Annotated in this window: 13 protein-coding genes; 5 read left to right on the top strand and 8 right to left on the bottom strand. The window is 44.8% G+C overall.

All coding sequences use genetic code 11. The annotated features are described in order from the left end of the window. Position 1: 1 nt before the first annotated feature. The 5 genes from FHS57_RS01880 (at position 2) to FHS57_RS01860 (ending at position 8,010) form a co-directional block, all read left to right on the top strand. Positions 2–772, top strand: coding sequence for an ABC transporter substrate-binding protein (locus FHS57_RS01880; protein WP_183971156.1), 771 nt, complete (start codon positions 2–4; stop codon positions 770–772). Between the two features lie 79 nt (positions 773–851). After that, entirely contained in the window at positions 852–2,168 is a 1,317-nt protein-coding gene (locus FHS57_RS01875; RefSeq protein WP_183971155.1) for a gluconate:H+ symporter, read from the top strand. A gap of 151 nt (positions 2,169–2,319) precedes the next feature. Continuing rightward, complete coding sequence (locus FHS57_RS01870) at positions 2,320–3,723, top strand: Gfo/Idh/MocA family protein (protein ID WP_183971154.1); 1,404 nt, start codon at positions 2,320–2,322, stop codon at positions 3,721–3,723. A gap of 60 nt (positions 3,724–3,783) precedes the next feature. Further along, positions 3,784–6,534: a DUF1553 domain-containing protein gene (locus FHS57_RS01865; protein WP_183971153.1), complete on the top strand. Its 2,751-nt coding sequence runs from the start codon at positions 3,784–3,786 to the stop codon at positions 6,532–6,534. A 3-nt stretch (positions 6,535–6,537) separates the two neighbouring features. Next, positions 6,538–8,010, top strand: coding sequence for a DUF1501 domain-containing protein (locus tag FHS57_RS01860; RefSeq protein WP_183971152.1), 1,473 nt, complete (start codon positions 6,538–6,540; stop codon positions 8,008–8,010). Between the two features lie 114 nt (positions 8,011–8,124). On the opposite strand, the gene FHS57_RS01855 is transcribed toward FHS57_RS01860, so the two are convergent. The 8 genes from FHS57_RS01855 to lepA all read right to left on the bottom strand — a co-directional run bounded on the left by FHS57_RS01855 (position 8,125) and on the right by lepA (position 16,270). Further along, positions 8,125–8,595, bottom strand: a complete 471-nt coding sequence (locus FHS57_RS01855) for a hypothetical protein (protein ID WP_183971151.1) — start codon at positions 8,593–8,595, stop codon at positions 8,125–8,127. Between the two features lie 241 nt (positions 8,596–8,836). Next, positions 8,837–9,397 (bottom strand): aminoacyl-tRNA hydrolase, encoded by a 561-nt coding sequence (gene pth, locus FHS57_RS01850; protein ID WP_028521881.1) that lies wholly within the window; start codon positions 9,395–9,397, stop codon positions 8,837–8,839. Between the two features lie 32 nt (positions 9,398–9,429). Next, positions 9,430–10,170, bottom strand: a complete 741-nt coding sequence (locus FHS57_RS01845) for a LytR/AlgR family response regulator transcription factor (RefSeq protein ID WP_183971150.1) — start codon at positions 10,168–10,170, stop codon at positions 9,430–9,432. A gap of 50 nt (positions 10,171–10,220) precedes the next feature. After that, positions 10,221–11,264, bottom strand: coding sequence for a sensor histidine kinase (locus FHS57_RS01840; RefSeq protein ID WP_183971149.1), 1,044 nt, complete (start codon positions 11,262–11,264; stop codon positions 10,221–10,223). Between the two features lie 323 nt (positions 11,265–11,587). Beyond that, positions 11,588–12,130 (bottom strand): ATP-dependent protease subunit HslV, encoded by a 543-nt coding sequence (hslV, locus tag FHS57_RS01835; protein WP_028521883.1) that lies wholly within the window; start codon positions 12,128–12,130, stop codon positions 11,588–11,590. A gap of 24 nt (positions 12,131–12,154) precedes the next feature. After that, a complete protein-coding gene (locus FHS57_RS01830; protein ID WP_183971148.1) occupies positions 12,155–13,777 on the bottom strand; it encodes a pyruvate dehydrogenase complex dihydrolipoamide acetyltransferase in 1,623 nt (540 codons plus the stop codon). A 93-nt stretch (positions 13,778–13,870) separates the two neighbouring features. Continuing rightward, positions 13,871–14,461 carry a Uma2 family endonuclease gene (locus FHS57_RS01825; protein WP_183971147.1) on the bottom strand — a complete coding sequence of 197 codons (591 nt, stop codon included), beginning with the start codon at positions 14,459–14,461 and terminating at the stop codon, positions 13,871–13,873. Positions 14,462–14,482: 21 nt separating this feature from the next. Then, positions 14,483–16,270 carry a translation elongation factor 4 gene (gene lepA / locus FHS57_RS01820; RefSeq protein ID WP_183971146.1) on the bottom strand — a complete coding sequence of 596 codons (1,788 nt, stop codon included), beginning with the start codon at positions 16,268–16,270 and terminating at the stop codon, positions 14,483–14,485. Positions 16,271–16,285 lie beyond the last annotated feature (15 nt).

Genomic DNA, 16,285 nt, shown 5'->3' with positions numbered 1-16,285 from the left:
TATGCGTTCTTCTTCCATAGCTCCGCAGCGAATTGTGTCACTCGTTCCGTCGCAAACTGAGCTTCTTTTTGACCTTGGTTTGGAGGATAAAGTAGTAGGTATTACAAAATTTTGTTGCCATCCCGCCGATAAAGTAAAGAACATCGCAAAAATCGGCGGAACCAAAAACTTTGACTTTGAAAAAATCAAGGCGCTGAACCCTAATTTGATTATTGGCAACAAAGAGGAAAATTATAAAGAAGGCATCGAAACTTTGCAACGAGACTTTCCCGTTTGGATTTCTGACATCGTCACCTTAGACGATTCGCTTGAAATGATTCAGAAGGTTGGGGAGCTCACCCACAAAGAACCTGAAGCTTTCAAAATTTGTCAACAATTATCTACCCAATTTGACTCACTCCAATCGCCGTCGCTTCGCCCACGCGTAGCATATTTTATTTGGAAAAAGCCCTTTATGGTTGCCGCGAACGGCACGTTTATCCACGAAATGCTAGGTAAAGCTGGTTTTCTCAACGTATTTGGCAACCTGACACGTTATCCCGAAATCTCAGAAGCTGACTTACGACAAGCTGCTCCTGAGCTCATTTTTCTTTCTTCAGAGCCTTATTCATTTCGAGAAAAACACTTACTAGAATTTCAAGAAATTTGTCCCTCTGCCCATATTATGTTGGTTGATGGTGAATTGTTCAGTTGGTACGGGAGTAGGTTATTAAAATCCGTTGCTTATTTCAATGAATTGAGAGATCGTTTGTCAAAATTCTTCGTTTCCTGATTTTGTACAAAACTATCTTTGCAAATTTTTAACATTGTACTCAGTTTCATACGATTTTATACCTAAAACCCTCCTTACTATGCTGCTTTTGTATGTCCTGTTGGGGATTGTAGCCCTTGTTTTGTTAGTTGCCTATTTCCATCTTGATACGTTCATTTCCTTCGTCATCGTCAGTATTGGCCTAGGGTTAGCCTGCGGAATGAGCGTAAGTCAAATCAGTCAGTCGCTCGAAAAAGGCATCGGCGGAACGCTCGGGTCATTGGTAATTATCATTGGTTTTGGTTCAATGCTTGGCAAACTCGTGGCGGATAGTGGGGCAGCCCAACGAATTACGACCACCCTCATGAATATTTTTGGCCTGAAATACCTGCCTTGGGGATTGGCCTTGGCTGGTTTTATCATTGGTTTGCCTTTGTTTTATAATGCGGGTTTTGTGATTGTCATCCCCCTCATTTTTACCATTACTGCTTCCACCCGACTTCCCATGTTGTATGTCGCTATTCCGATGTTATCGGCACTTTCGGTAGCGCACGGTTACTTGCCTCCTCACCCTTCGCCTACGGCCATTGCTACTCAATTTAAAGCAGATGTGGGGCAGACACTCTTTTATGGGATTTTGGTTGCGATTCCTGCCATCATCATTGCAGGTCCTATTTTTGGAAAAACCTTAAAAAAGTACAACCCTAAGCCCGACGCTTCTCTTTTTAACACCCGCCAATTCACCGAAGACGAAATGCCTAGCCTGAGCATCAGCCTTGTAGTAGCGCTTTTGCCTTTGCTTTTACTGACATTGATGCCTTGGCTCAAAGGACAATTTGAGGAAAATTCGGCGTTACATACGGCGTTTACCTTTTTGGGCGACCCCTCTATTTCGATGCTCATTTCAGTACTGGTCGCTATTTATTTCTTGGGAATCCGTCGGGGCAGAAGTACCAAACATGTGATGAAATCATTGGAAGAAGCCTTCAAAAGTGTCTCAATCATTCTCTTAATTGTAGCAGGAGCAGGTGGTTTTAAACAAATACTCACCGACGGCGGGGTAAGCAAGTACATTGGTGAACTACTAGCAGGTGTCCAAATTTCACCTCTTTTGTTAGGTTGGGCGATTGCGGGCGTCATTCGTATTTGTGTGGGTTCGGCTACGGTAGCGGGCCTCACGGCCGTTGGAATCATCGCTCCTTTGGTTCAAAGTCAGGGAGTTAAGCCTGAATTAATGGTGCTGGCCATCGGCTCAGGTAGCTTGATTTGTTCTCACCTCAACGACGGTGGTTTTTGGTTGTTCAAAGAATATTTCAACCTGTCCATCAAAGAAACCTTACAAACTTGGACGATTATGGAAACCATTGTTTCGGTAGTGGGGTTAATTGGAGTTCTAATTTTAAACCAATTTGTTTAGTCTGGCTAAAACCCATCTAATTAAAAATCAACTATTTGAACATAAAATTCTATTTATAAGCAATGATTACTTCGGTAGTCATTGCTTATTTTTTAAATTTATTTATTAATTTGCTTCATCAATATTTCTAACCTTCAATCCCTCCCACTCCATGAAAAATTTCTTGGAACGCCGCTCATTTCTAAAAGCTACGGCAGCCATTGGTTCTGCCTTAGGATTACCTTTTGTTTCTAATGCTCGCTCAAATTCAATAGAAGAAACGATTGCTCAAACGACCGTCATCCCAAAGGCCGTTGGTAAGTCGGTAATTGGTCTAAAATCAGCACCGATTCCGCAGGTTCGGGTAGCTTTTATTGGGGTCGGGAACCGTGGTTCGGGGCACGTAAAATTGGTACATGCCTGCGGAGCAAAAGCCAAAATTGTGGCCGTTTGCGACATTCAGGAACGATATACCAACCGAACCAAACAGTGGCTTGAGTCAAAAGGGGTCAATGACGTCGCCTACTATCATTCAAAAGTGGACGCCTGGAAGGAAATGTGTCGCCGCGATGACATCGACCTCGTTATCATTGCCACTCCTTGGGAAGACCACGTCCCCATGTGCGTTTATGCCATGCAACAAGGAAAACACGCTGCGACGGAAGTACCTGCTGCTTATACCGTAGAGGACTGTTGGAAACTGGTAAATACCGCCGAGCAAACCCAACGCAACTGCATGATGCTCGAAAACGTTTGCTACGGCGACGAAGAACTTTGGGTATTAAACATGGCCGAACAGGGTGTTTTTGGTACCATTACTTACGCCGAATGTGGCTACATCCACGATTTGCGGGAATTGCTTTTCTCCAAAACTGAATACTACAACATGTGGCGGATTCGTCACAATTTGACCCGTGACGGAAACCTTTACCCGATGCACGGCCTCGGCCCTGTGTCGCAATACATGAACATCGACCGTGGCGACCGCTTCAACCACTTGGTATCAATGAGTAGTTTGGAGGCCAGTCTCAGTGAAGACTCTTCTACCATGACCGACCCTTCCAACGAATTTCATGGGCGAAAAGGTTTCAAACACGGCGACATGAACAATACCCTGATTAAAACTCACTTAGGCCGTACTATTTTGGTTCAACACGATGTTGTTACGGCTCGTCCTTACAGCCGTATCAACATGCTGGCGGGAACCAAGGCATTCCATACGGGCTATCCGAGCCGTTTTGCCAAAAAAGGGCAAGGGCACGGTTTTATTAAAGACGAAGAATACAAAGCCTTACGCGAACAATACAAGCACCCTATTTGGGCAAAAATGAAGGAAGAAATCGAGCGTAACGGTGGTCACGGCGGCATGGACTTCGTACTGATTTACCGCTTGATTGACTGCTTCAACCGTGGAACAGCCCTCGACATGGACGTGTATGATGCCGCCTCGTGGTCGTCGGTGACTCCGCTTTCTGCGCTTTCAATTCAAGGTGGCAATGCTCCTGTTAAATTCCCTGACTTCACGCGCGGACGCTGGAAAGAAGACCGTAAACTCGGTATTTTGACCAACGTTTAATATCCCTCCCAATCCTTCCAAGTTTCAAAAACTTGGAAGGATTATTTTACCACCATTCCCATGACCTTTCTGAACAAACTACTCGTTGGTACAGTAGCTGTTTGCGTTTTGGCATACGGCTATCATTCTCTGTCTGAAAGTGAAATTGATTTTAATACGCAAGTCAAGCCTATTCTAAACAAAAAGTGCATGGCTTGCCACGGTGGAGTAAAAAAAGCAGGCGGGTTTAGTCTCTTGTTTGAAGAAGAAGCCTTCGGAAAAACCAAATCTGGAAAGCCTGCCATCATTCCAGGGGATGCTGCTCACTCCGAATTTATCCTTCGTTTGACGCACCCTGATCCTGAAAAATTCATGCCCAAAAAGGGCGAGCCTCTCAGTGAAGAGGAAATAGAGCTCTTGACCAAATGGATTGACCAAGGAGCAAAATGGGGCAAACATTGGGCGTACCAAGCCGTCGAAAAACCTGCTGTTCCAAGTAGTTCATGGTGGAAGTTTTGGGAAAAATCGTGGGTCAACAACGATATTGACCACTTTGTGACCGAAAAATTAAAAGAACAGCACTTATCGCATAGCCAAGACGCCGATAAAGCCACGCTGTTACGTCGCGTAACGCTCGATTTGACAGGGCTTACACCCACCGAGCAACAGTACAAGGCATTTTTTAACAATCCCGCCCCCAATGCCTACGAAACGGTGGTTGACTCTTTGTTAAAATCACCAGCTTTTGGGGAAAAATGGGCTTCGATGTGGCTCGATTTGGCTCGCTATGCCGATTCAAAAGGTTACGAAAAGGACGATATTCGCAATGCTTGGCGTTACCGCGATTGGGTCATTAAGGCGTTTAATCAAAACATGCCTTATGACCAGTTTATCACCGAACAATTGGCGGGTGATTTGCTTCCGAATCCTACCGAAAATCAACTCATCGCCACTGGTTTTCACCGAAATACAACCAATAATGACGAAGGAGGAACTGACGATGAAGAGTTTCGAGTCGCTGCCGTGCTCGACCGCGTAAGTACCAATTGGGTAGCTTTCAACAGTACGACCTTTGCGTGTGTCCAATGCCATAGCCATCCGTATGACCCTTTTAAGCACGAAGAGTTTTATAAATACATGGCCTTCTTCAACAACACGCGCGACGAGGATGTCATGGACGAATCGGCTCACTTGCGGTTTTTCAACGAAACAGACCAAAAGAAGCTGGATGAAGTAGCTCAATGGGTAAAAACTTCCGTTTCTGAAACGAAGTCGAAAGAAATTGTGCATTTTTTACGAACCGTCGAGCCTCGTATTTACGCGCACAATTTTGATAGTTTTCAAAAAGGAACTTCCGAACCTAGTTCATACATGGGAATGCAAAATGGGGGAACCTGCCGTTTGAAAAATGCGCCAACCATCAACAAAAGTCGGATGCTGATTTCGTACGTCACGGCACAAGTGGGTGGAAGCATTGAAATTAGAACTGATAGCCTCAACGGCCCTAAATTGGCCGTGGTAAAGCTTGATACGGCACAAGGACGTAATTTTTGGAACGGCCTTACACTCCTAAAATGGGTAAATCTCCCCAAATTTAGCACAAGAAAAGACCTACATTTTATTTTCCGAAACCCCAAACTAGCCTCTGAAAGTCAAGATGTTTGTTTGGTCAATTGGGTCATGTTTTTGGAAGACGACTTTCCTGGAAAAGGAAAAGAAGGCTACGATACGCAGTTCAAGCATTTCAACGAACTGCTGCTCACTCGCACCGAAAACGTCCCTATCATGCTCGAAAATCCAGCCGATTTGAAACGTACCACTCGAATTTTTGAGCGGGGAAGTATGTTTTCGCCCACCACGGCCGTCGAGCCCGATGTTCCTCATTCATTACACCCTTTTCCTAAAAACGCCCCCCGAAATAGACTAGGATTGGCCCGATGGATTACGGCCAAAGAAAACCCGCTCACGGCTCGAACGCTGGTTAATCGGGTGTGGGAGCAGTTATTTGGAACAGGGCTTGTCGAAACCCTCGAAGACATGGGTTCGCAAGGCTTTGCTCCTACCCACCAAGCGTTGCTCGACTACCTTTCGTACCGTTTTATGGACGATATGAAATGGCAAATCAAACCGCTTTTGAAGGAGATTGTTTTGTCAGCCACCTACCGTCAAGATTCGCACGTTACGGATGAACTTTTGGAGAAAGACCCTGCCAATCGTTATTTGGCGCGTGGCCCTCGCGTTCGATTGACGGGCGAGCAGGTTCGTGACCAAGCCTTGGTCGTCAGCAATTTATTGAGCAAAAAAATGTACGGCCGCCCCGTCATGCCTTACCAACCACAAGGGGTTTGGCAAGTCGTGTACAGCGGTTCAAAATGGAACCAAAGCGTGGGAGAAGATGCCTATCGGCGCGCCATTTATACCTACATTCGGCGTTCAAGTCCGTATCCGAGTATGCTTACGTTTGATGGCTCTACGCGCGATGTGTGTTTGGCTCGGCGGATTCGCACCAACACTCCTTTGCAGGCATTGGTCACCCTCAACGATTCGGCCTTTGTCGATGTAGCCCAACACTTTGCACGTCGAATGCAGCACGAAGGAGGAAAAACTGTGGCTTCTCAGCTTCAAAAAGGATATGAGTGGATGACGGGTCATGTACTTCCAAAACCCAAGCAAGAAGTATTTGAAAAGCTCTATCAAGAAGCGCTGATGCGTTTTCAAAAAAATCCCCAAAAACGCGAAGACTGGATGTGTAACAGCACGGCTGAAGCCGCCGCACTGGCGTTTGTGGCCAATACTATGTTGAATATGGACGAGTTTATAACGAAGGAATAACCCATGAAACTTCAAAACGAACTTCAACTCGAATCCGCTCTGTTGGAAACTCGGCGGCATTTTCTCAAGCAATGTACGTCGGGGCTGGGCATGATGGCCTTAGGAACCATGTTTGGAAGCTGCGGCAACGGAAGTACTAAAAAACAGCTTGTTACCAATCCATTGGATGTTAAGATTCCTCATTTTGCGGCGAAGGCTAAATCGGTAATTTTCTTGCACATGTGCGGTTCTCCGTCACAACTTGAGCTGTGGGATTATAAACCCGAATTGGCCAAATTAGACGGCAAACCTTGCCCTCCTTCCTTTTTGGAAGGTAAAAAATTCGCGTTCATCCGCGGAGTACCCGACATGCTTGGGTCGGTGGGCGTGTTTAAGCAACACGGCCAATCGGGTGCGTGGATGTCCGATTATTTTACCTATTTACCCCAAATGGCCGATGAAATTTCGTTTTTGAAAGCCATGTACACCGACCAATTTAACCACGCCCCTGCGCAGTTGTTTATGCACACGGGCAGTGCGCGCTTAGGGCGCCCTTCGATGGGCTCATGGGTGACGTACGGGTTAGGTTCCGAAAACGCCAACTTACCAGGTTTTGTGGTACTTACATCGGGCGGAAAAGCCCCTGACGCAGGCAAATCGGTCTGGGGAAATGGCTTTTTGCCTTCGGTTTACCAAGGAGTTCAATGTCGTTCAGAAGGAGACCCCGTTTTGTTTTTGAGCGACCCCAACGGTTTGGATAGAGATTTACGCAAAAAAGCCATTGATGCCCTCACGGCGGTCAATCAGCAACAATACGAGGAATTTAAAGACCCCGAAACACTCGCCCGCATTGCACAGTACGAAATGGCTTTCAAAATGCAGGTATCGGTACCTGAAGTCATGGATATTAGCAAAGAACCTACCTACATTCATCAACTCTACGGCACGCAGCCTGGGCAATCATCGTTTGCTAACAACTGCCTTTTGGCGCGTAAATTGGTGGAAAAAGGCGTTCGTTTTGTGCAGCTATACGACTGGGGCTGGGATACCCACGGCGACGGCAAAGGGACTTCATTGGAATTTGGGTTACGCGATAAAATCAATCAAATCGACCAATCCATCACGGCTTTACTGTTGGATTTGAAACAACGCGGTATGTTGGACGAAACGTTGGTGGTATGGGGAACGGAATTTGGCCGAACGCCGATGCAAGAAAACCGCAACGGCAAAAAAATGCCCTTCAAAGGCCGCGACCACCATACGGATGCGTTTACGTGCTGGATGGCAGGCGGTGGTGTCAAGCGAGGATTTAGTATGGGAGAAAGCGATGAGCTAGGGTATTTTGGCATCAAGGACCGAACGCACATTCACGATTTACAAGCGACGATTTTGCACCAACTTGGTTTTGACCACGAACAGCTCATTTACGAGTTTCAAGGAAGAAATTTCCGACTGACCGATACAGCGGGCAAAGTAATTAAAAACGTGATTGCCTAAAAAAGATAAAGCCCCGCTATCGTGAGCGGGGCTTTATACTGACTATTCCTAAACCCTTAACCTTTTCTACATGAAAAAACTAATATTATTATCTATCAATTTTTCTCTTTTTCTTTAAAAACCATTGAGTGAGCTAATTTGTTCCCCTTGATTTTCAAGTTCTTCGCTTTCCATAAGACTGTTCCAGTCGAGCTTCCAGAGAAAATTGATGTTATGCGATGTCTTTTTTAAACTTTGCAACCAGTCTTTCGCATTTGCCTCATTGCTTGTACTCAGCGAATGAATCATTAGACTAACTGCGTTTCTAAACTGCTTTTGCTTTTCAGCATCAACATTCAAAAACTTAGACGGAGAGTTGTTGTAATAAGTCACAATTTCTACAAAAACTTTCCAATCTTCTTGCTCAACGAAAGGCGTGTACTGTTCATTGATGTACTGCTCGAATGCCTTTTGTTGCGCTTTCACCAGTGAAGTACCCTTCGGGCTGGCGTTTGTTTTGCTACTTTCTTTTGCGTTTGACTCGGTCGCTAAAAGTACAAATCCGAGTGCAATTGCAAATATAATTGAGTTAACCGTTACTTTCATAATAAAGTTCAATTTTGCTCTTGCTCATTGAACGATACAAAGGTCGGGATAAATTTTTAATCTGCAAATTTCCATTTTCCACAAATTAAAATATTATTTCGACTAAACTTCTATAAATAAGGGTTTTAGGAACAGTATAAGTAAGATTTATGATTTTTGTCAGAATTTTATTTTGGTTAAAAAAATAAAATGTCGATAAAATTTTTTTTAACAAAAAAATAAAGTTCTTTAAAAAATACAATCATTGATTGAAATTATTCATCGTATTTTGTATTCCTAAAGTACAAAAACTGAGTACTGCGTCGCCAGCACGGTCCAAATCAATAAGTAGTTCTTCAAAACTATCTTCTGGAAAATTACTCAAAACATACCTAACCTGCTGTCCGCGCGGAAAATCACTTCCTACTCCGAAGCGCATTCGGACGTATTCTTGCGTCCCCAACAATTCTTCAATGTTGCGCAAGCCATTGTGCCCTCCATTCGACCCTTTGGGTTTGATTCTTATTTTTCCCTGCGGCAACTGGATTTCGTCCGTAATCACCATTACGTTTTCCAAAGGCACCTTAAAGGCATCCATGTAGTAGCGTAGCGCCTTGCCGCTGAGGTTCATGTAGGTGGTGGGCTTAATGAAGTAAATTTGACGCCCTTTGTGTTTAAACTCAGCCGTATAGGCCAATTTTTGCATGGTAAACTTAAAATCGTGCTGGGCTGCCAGGCGGTCGAGCACCATAAAACCAATATTATGCCGCGTAAGGGCATATTCTGGGCCTATATTTCCAAGGCCAACAATCAGGTATTTCATAGTTTAGACTGAAAATAAAACGAAGGTAGTAACTACTTTTTAGAAGCGACTATTTTTTGTTGAAGGCCATTAAAAAAGGCTTCGCGGTAGGTATCTCCCAATGGAATGTGACCTTCGGCAACCATGATTTGATTGCCATCAATGCCCTGTATTTTGCCCAAAGCAACAATGTACGACTTGTGTACCCGCAGAAAATAGGGTTTTGGTAAACGTTCTTCGAGCTCTTTGATGGTAAGAAGCGTAACGATTCGTTTGTCATCGGTAAAAATCGAAACGTAATTTCCTAGCCCTTCTACGTATCTTATTTCGGAAAGAACCACTTTCAGCAATTTTCCTTTGGTTTCGGTCTTCACAAAAATATAATCGTCGAGAAACGATGTCGCCGAAGTAGAAGCCGTCTTGGGTTGTTCTTCGGCTTCAAGTAACGTATGCGCTTTCTGAACTGCTTTCAAAAACCGTTCAAAACGCATGGGTTTTAACAAATAATCAACAATGTCTAAGTCATACCCTTCAAGCGCATATTCGGGATAAGCCGTGCATAGAATGACCTTGGTTCGTCCACCGAGAAGTTTTAGAAACTGAATACCCGTAATTTCGGGCATGTGTACATCCAAAAACACCAAATCAATCGGCTCTCTTTGAACCAGTTGGAAGGCTTCGATGGCATCGGTAGTAGCGGCAACCAGCTCTAAGTTTGGGATTTTTTCGACATATCGCGAAATTATATCCAAGGCATGTTGCTCATCATCAACGGCAAGACAACGAATTGACATCGTAATTGGGGGTTGGTCCGAACCACAAATGTACAGATTCTCACTCATTGTCAAACGTGATTTATGACCAAGTTAACCTCAAAGTAATGCTTGGTGTCGTTGATAGTTAGCTGATGTGAATTAGGATAAACTAATTCTAACCTGCGTCGTACATTGTTCAGCCCTATCCCGCTCGAATTTTCTTTAGGCCCTTCTGACTTGCGGTTTTTCACCGTAAACACCAACGAAGAATCAGGCGTTATTTGCAATTGAATCTGGACAGGTTCTTCAGCCTTGGTCGTTTTTCCGTGTTTAAAGGCATTTTCAACAAACGAAATCAGCACCAAAGGCAAAATGCGTTTGCTTGTGACATTACCTTCTACCGTAAACTCAACGGCAAGTTTATTCCCAAAACGAAGTTGATGAATCGTAATAAAATTCTTAATATGGCTTACCTCTTTTTCCAGTGATACCAAGCCCGTTTCGTCGGTATCGTGCAAGCTATATCGCATCATATCCGATAACAGCAAAATAGCTTCTCCCAGCGACTCCGAAAGCGGTTCTGCCTGGGCGTGTAGGTAGCTAAGGGTATTGTAAAGAAAGTGAGGATTGATTTGGTTTTTAAGCGAGCTTAGCTCCGCAACCAACGCCATTTTCTCCAATGTTTGGCGTTTTTTTTGTTCCTCAAAATAGTCCAGTAAAATACGATACCCAAACCCCACAATCATAAACACCAACGATGTACGCAGCAACCAAGGAAAATAATCTAAAAAGCTACTTAGGTATTCGGCCGAAAGAGCCCCAAAAAGCAACTCCGTGACGTAGGTTCGGAAGAATGAAAAAACGGCTGTTACTGATAGTTGTAATGCCAAAGAGCTCAAGAGCCATTTGGTTTTATTTCCAGAATAAGGGACTATTTTAAGCAGATACGCATAGCCATAGGTAACTCCTGTCACCAACACCATGTGCAACACAAACCAATAAAAATAGTGCCACGTAAAGGTTTGCTCAAATCGTCCCTGAAGGTAATTGCTTATTGAGTCCTGTAGAAGCAGCAAAGCCCCCCAAAAGGTCCAAAAGAAGATGTGGTATTTGTATTTATGCCATTGGTACATTTTGCTGTGAAATTCTTTTAAAAACAAATATCGGTTAGATAATCCTTATGGTGTTGGTTTATTGGACGAATTTGGTCTTTGGACTGACCAACGAGGAGTTTGTCCATGTGAAACTAAATCACATAAAGTTTGTATTTCAAACCGCGAATAGGGGTGTTTATCACTTTTTTTAGCAGGAGATGCCACTACACCCTACTTTTGAATCACCCAACAGCCATACAGCCATTTTTTTTAAACATACAAGCCATGAAAACGACAAGCGCCCCGTCATTGAGTTGACGGGGCGCTTTGTGTACATTTAAAGGCTACTATAACTGCATCGCTTAGTCGTTGACTTTTTCCACAACTAAATTATGGTTGGTATAAATACAGATGTCGGCAGCGATGTGTAAACTTTCACGAACCATCTCTTCGGCCGAAAGGTGCTGTGCATGTTTTTTGAGTGCCAATGCCGCTGATTGCGCAAACATAGACCCAGACCCAATCGCAGCGACCTGATTATCGGGTTCTAAAACGTCTCCAGTACCTGAAATGACGAGTAACTCGCCCTTCCCTGCCACAATCATCATGGCTTCCAAGCGACGCAAATAACGATCAGTACGCCAGTCTTTAGCCAATTCAATAGCAGCGCGTTTTAAGTTTCCGCCGTACGCGTTGAGCTTTTCTTCAAAACGCTCCATCAGCGTAAAAGCATCGGCCGTAGAACCTGCAAAACCCGCAATGACTTTGCCGCCTGCTAAGCTTCTTACTTTACGAACATTGCTTTTGGCCACGGTATTGCCCATGGTTGCTTGTCCGTCGGCCCCTACAACGACCTCGCCGTTATGAATAATTCCCACTACGGTAGTGGCATGAATTGGTTGCATATTTTTAAAAATAGTGTCAAAATGCTAAACCAACATTCCGAGTGGGTTTTCCAACAACTTCTTGAATGTTTGTAAGAAAGCAGAACCCGTAGCACCGTCCACCACACGGTGGTCGCACGAGAGCGTTACTTTCATGATGTTGGTAGGATAAATGCTACCATCTTCTTTGAAAGCGGCTACTTTCTTGATACCTCCTACGGCCATGATACACGAATCTGGCGGGTTGATGATGGCCGTAAATTCGTCGATACCAAACATTCCTAAGTTAGAAATCGAGAATGTATTGCCTTCCCAGTCTTTAGGTTGTAGTTTTTTATCTTTCGCTTTTCCTGCCATGTCTTTCACTTCGCTTGCAATGACAGAAAGTGTTTTCTTATCAGCATCGCGAACCACAGGCACCAACAAACCTTCGTCAACCGCTACGGCTACCCCTACGTTTACGTAGTTGTATTTACGGATTTTATCGCCCAACCATGCCGAGTTGATGGCAGGGTGTTGTTTAAGAGCCAACGCTGCTGCCTTGATAACCATGTCGTTGAACGACACTTTCACTGGGCTAACTTCGTTGATTTTACCACGCAATTCCATCGCTTTATCCATGGTAATTTCCATTGTAAGGTAGAAATGCGGAGCAGTAAATAGACTTTCGCTCAAACGACGAGCAATCGTCTTACGCATTTGCGATATAGGCGTATCTTCGAAATCTCCAACCGCAGGGGCTGCTGCTGGTGCAGCTGGTTGTGCCTTTGGAGCGGCTGGCTGACTACTAACAGCTGGCTGCTGGCTGCTGACCGCCGAAGCACCATCAATGTCTTTTTTGACAATACGACCACCTTCGCCAGAACCTACGACTTGGCTTAAATCAACACCTTTATCTTTGGCAAGTGCTTTTGCCAACGGAGAAGCCTTAATACGTCCATCTCCGCTTGTAGCAGCTGCTGGCGCTGCGGCCGCTGCTGGAGCAGAGGCTGCTACCTCTGGGGCTGCTGGCGCAGGTGCACTAGCTGCTTGTGGGCTTAGGAGAGATTGATAATCAGCGCCTGCCTCACCAACGATAGCAATAATGCCATCGACAGGTACGGCTTCACCTTCTTTCACTCCTAAATAAAGAAGCGTTCCGTCTTCATAGTTTTCGAGTTCCATCGTTGCTTTGTCAGTTTCGACTTCGGCAATAATGTCGCCCGACTTCACTACGTCTCCTACTTTTTTCAACCATGCTACGAGCACCCCTTCGGTCATTGTATCCGACATTTTGGGCATCCGTACCACCGTTGCGTTTACTGGAGCGGCTGGTGCAGCTGGCGCCGCAGCAGGTGCTGGCGCAGCTACTTCCTGTGGAGCAGGCGCGGCTGGTGCTTCAGCGGGGGCAGGAGCAGCTCCTCCACCTAACAATGCTTGATAGTCTTCGCCTGGAGCTCCGATAATGGCAAGAATACCATCCACGGGTACAGCCGACCCTTTTTCTACGCCAATGTAAAGAAGTGTACCTTCTTGGTACGACTCCATGTCCATCGTCGCTTTGTCAGTTTCTACTTCGGCGATAATATCACCTGATTTGATTACATCTCCTACTTTTTTGTGCCAAGCTGCAATGACCCCTTCGGTCATTGTATCAGACATTTTGGGCATTCGGATTACTTCTGCCATAGTGAGTGGGTATGAATAGGGAATCTTTGTTTCGTTAAATTTCAAGGGTCAAAATTAGTAGAATCACGCAAAAGTCGTCATCTTCTTTGGGAATTAGTTTGACTTTGCGGATTCAAAGGTTATTCCGCTGTATATTTCTTCCATTGGAATTTCGGCTTGGATGGATGAAAACACAACGGTTTGGTCGAGTTGTTCATAGACTCTGTATTCCCACGTTTTATCATCTACTTTGTAAAAGACTTCTACCAAAGGAAACCGTTGTTCAATCAACACATACTCCTGAAAACTAGCAATCTGGCGATAGGTTTTAAACTTTTCACCTCGGTCATAGGATTCTGAACTTTCGGAAAGCACTTCTACAATCAGGACGGGATTTTTAGCGGCCTCAGGATTTTCGTCGTAAAACTCCACAGGTCCACAAATCACCGATGCATCGGCATAGCGGTACTTTTCTTCGCTAATGGCGATTTTGAGGTCGCTGTTATATTCATTACACGGCTTCCGCTTTAAAGCCTGACGTAGTTCACCTGTTACGTTAGTACTTATTCGACTATGCTCGGTTGTTCCTCCTGCCATTGCAAACACTTCTCCCCCATCGTACTGGTACTTGATGCCTGTTTGGCGTTCCAGTTCGAGGTATTCTGCAACTGTGTAGTAGTGGTGGCTATGTTCTGGCAATCCCATAAATAAGTGTGTTTAAAATCATTAATTAATCTTCAACACCGCCATAAATGCTTCTTGAGGAATCTCTACGCTGCCCACTTGACGCATTCGTTTCTTTCCTTTTTTCTGCTTTTCCAACAATTTACGTTTACGCGAAATATCCCCTCCGTAACATTTTGCCAATACGTCTTTTCGCATCGCTTTTACCGTTTCGCGGGCAATGATTTTCTGACCAATTGCCGCTTGGATAGCGATTTCAAACATTTGACGCGGTATCAGTTCCCGTAGTTTTTCGCACAGTTTTTTACCCCATTCGTAAGCCTTCGTACGGTGAACAATAGCCGAAAGTGCATCCACTCCGTCGCCGTTGAGCATCACGTCTAGCTTAATCATATCTGATTCGCGGTAGTCAAGCAACTCATAGTCAAGGGAGGCATAACCGCGAGAAATGGTTTTCAATTTGTCAAAGAAATCAAAAACTACCTCGGCCAGCGGCATCTCAAAAATCAATTCAACGCGCTCGGCAGTCAGGTAATTTTGATTTTTTAGCAGCCCTCGTTTATCCATACACAACTTCAAAATAGGGCCAATGTATTCCGATTTCGTGATGATTTGAGCCTTAATAAAAGGTTCTTCTATCCACGAAATATACGTCGGTTCGGGCATTTCAGAAGGGGCACTTACTTCCAATTCCGCTCCTTTGGTCGTCACTACCTTAAATTTCACAGAAGGAACGGTGGTAATAACGGTCATGTCAAACTCACGCTCCAAACGCTCTTGAACAATCTCCATGTGGAGCATTCCCAAGAACCCACAGCGGAAACCAAAGCCTAGGGCGGCCGATGTTTCGGGCTCCCATACCAAAGCTGCGTCGTTGAGCTGGAGTTTTTCCATCGCTTCGCGCATTTCTTCAAACTCGCTGGTTTCGACGGGGTATAATCCCGCAAATACCATTGGTTTTACTTCCTCAAAGCCTTTGATAGCTTCTTTGGATGGCTTCTCCGTATGGGTAATGGTATCCCCTACTTTTACTTCTTTGGCTACTTTAATTCCCGAAATCAAATAACCTACGTCGCCACATTCAATGACATCTTTGGGCTCTTTTTCGAGACGCAGGGTACCAATCTCGTCGGCGTTGTACTCTTTACCCGTAGCCACAAATTTTACTTTGTCGCCTTTCCGAATGCTTCCGTTCTGAACACGGAAAATTACTTCAATCCCGCGGTATGAGTTAAAAACCGAGTCAAAAATCAACGCTTGAAGCTCAGTATTGGGATTTCCTGATGGAGCAGGAATGCGCTCAACAATGGCATTGAGAATATCTTCAATCCCGATACCTGCTTTACCCGACGCAGGAATGATATCGTTGCGGTCGCAGGCGAGCAGGTCTTCCATCTCGTCTTTTACCTCTTCAGGCATTGCCCCTGGGAGGTCGATTTTATTCAATACAGGAATGATGACCAACCCTTGGTTCATGGCCAAGTAAAGGTTAGAGATCGTCTGCGCTTCTACGCCTTGCGAAGCGTCCACCAAAAGCAGCGCACCTTCACAGGCCGCAATCGAGCGCGATACTTCGTAGCTAAAGTCAACGTGGCCTGGTGTATCAATGAGGTTTAAGGTATATTTTTCCCCTTTATACATGTAGTCCATCTGGATGGCGTGGCTCTTGATAGTGATACCCCGTTCCCGTTCCAAGTCCATATCATCTAACAGCTGGGCCTGCATCTGACGGTCAGTAACCGTTTTGGTAAACTCCAACAAGCGATCGGCTAAAGTACTTTTGCCGTGGTCAATGTGGGCAATAATGCAAAAATTACGAATATTCTTCATTCAAAAAGTCGTTAT

Source organism: Runella defluvii, assembly GCF_014195535.1.
Taxonomy (GTDB): domain Bacteria; phylum Bacteroidota; class Bacteroidia; order Cytophagales; family Spirosomataceae; genus Runella; species Runella defluvii.
The sequence above is the reverse complement of the archived record's forward strand: the minus strand, read 5'-3'. Positions and strand labels throughout refer to the sequence as shown.

Coding starts and splice junctions, on each gene's coding strand:
- FHS57_RS01860 (WP_183971152.1), top strand. CDS start 6,538: ATGAAACTTCAAAACGAACTTCAACTCGAATCCGCTCTGTTGGAAACT.
- FHS57_RS01865 (WP_183971153.1), top strand. CDS start 3,784: ATGACCTTTCTGAACAAACTACTCGTTGGTACAGTAGCTGTTTGCGTT.
- lepA (WP_183971146.1), bottom strand. CDS start 16,270: ATGAAGAATATTCGTAATTTTTGCATTATTGCCCACATTGACCACGGC.
- FHS57_RS01875 (WP_183971155.1), top strand. CDS start 852: ATGCTGCTTTTGTATGTCCTGTTGGGGATTGTAGCCCTTGTTTTGTTA.
- FHS57_RS01855 (WP_183971151.1), bottom strand. CDS start 8,595: ATGAAAGTAACGGTTAACTCAATTATATTTGCAATTGCACTCGGATTT.
- FHS57_RS01870 (WP_183971154.1), top strand. CDS start 2,320: ATGAAAAATTTCTTGGAACGCCGCTCATTTCTAAAAGCTACGGCAGCC.
- FHS57_RS01880 (WP_183971156.1), top strand. CDS start 2: ATGCGTTCTTCTTCCATAGCTCCGCAGCGAATTGTGTCACTCGTTCCG.
- pth (WP_028521881.1), bottom strand. CDS start 9,397: ATGAAATACCTGATTGTTGGCCTTGGAAATATAGGCCCAGAATATGCC.
- FHS57_RS01830 (WP_183971148.1), bottom strand. CDS start 13,777: ATGGCAGAAGTAATCCGAATGCCCAAAATGTCTGATACAATGACCGAA.
- FHS57_RS01845 (WP_183971150.1), bottom strand. CDS start 10,170: ATGTCAATTCGTTGTCTTGCCGTTGATGATGAGCAACATGCCTTGGAT.
- FHS57_RS01825 (WP_183971147.1), bottom strand. CDS start 14,461: ATGGGATTGCCAGAACATAGCCACCACTACTACACAGTTGCAGAATAC.
- FHS57_RS01840 (WP_183971149.1), bottom strand. CDS start 11,264: ATGTACCAATGGCATAAATACAAATACCACATCTTCTTTTGGACCTTT.
- hslV (WP_028521883.1), bottom strand. CDS start 12,130: ATGCAACCAATTCATGCCACTACCGTAGTGGGAATTATTCATAACGGC.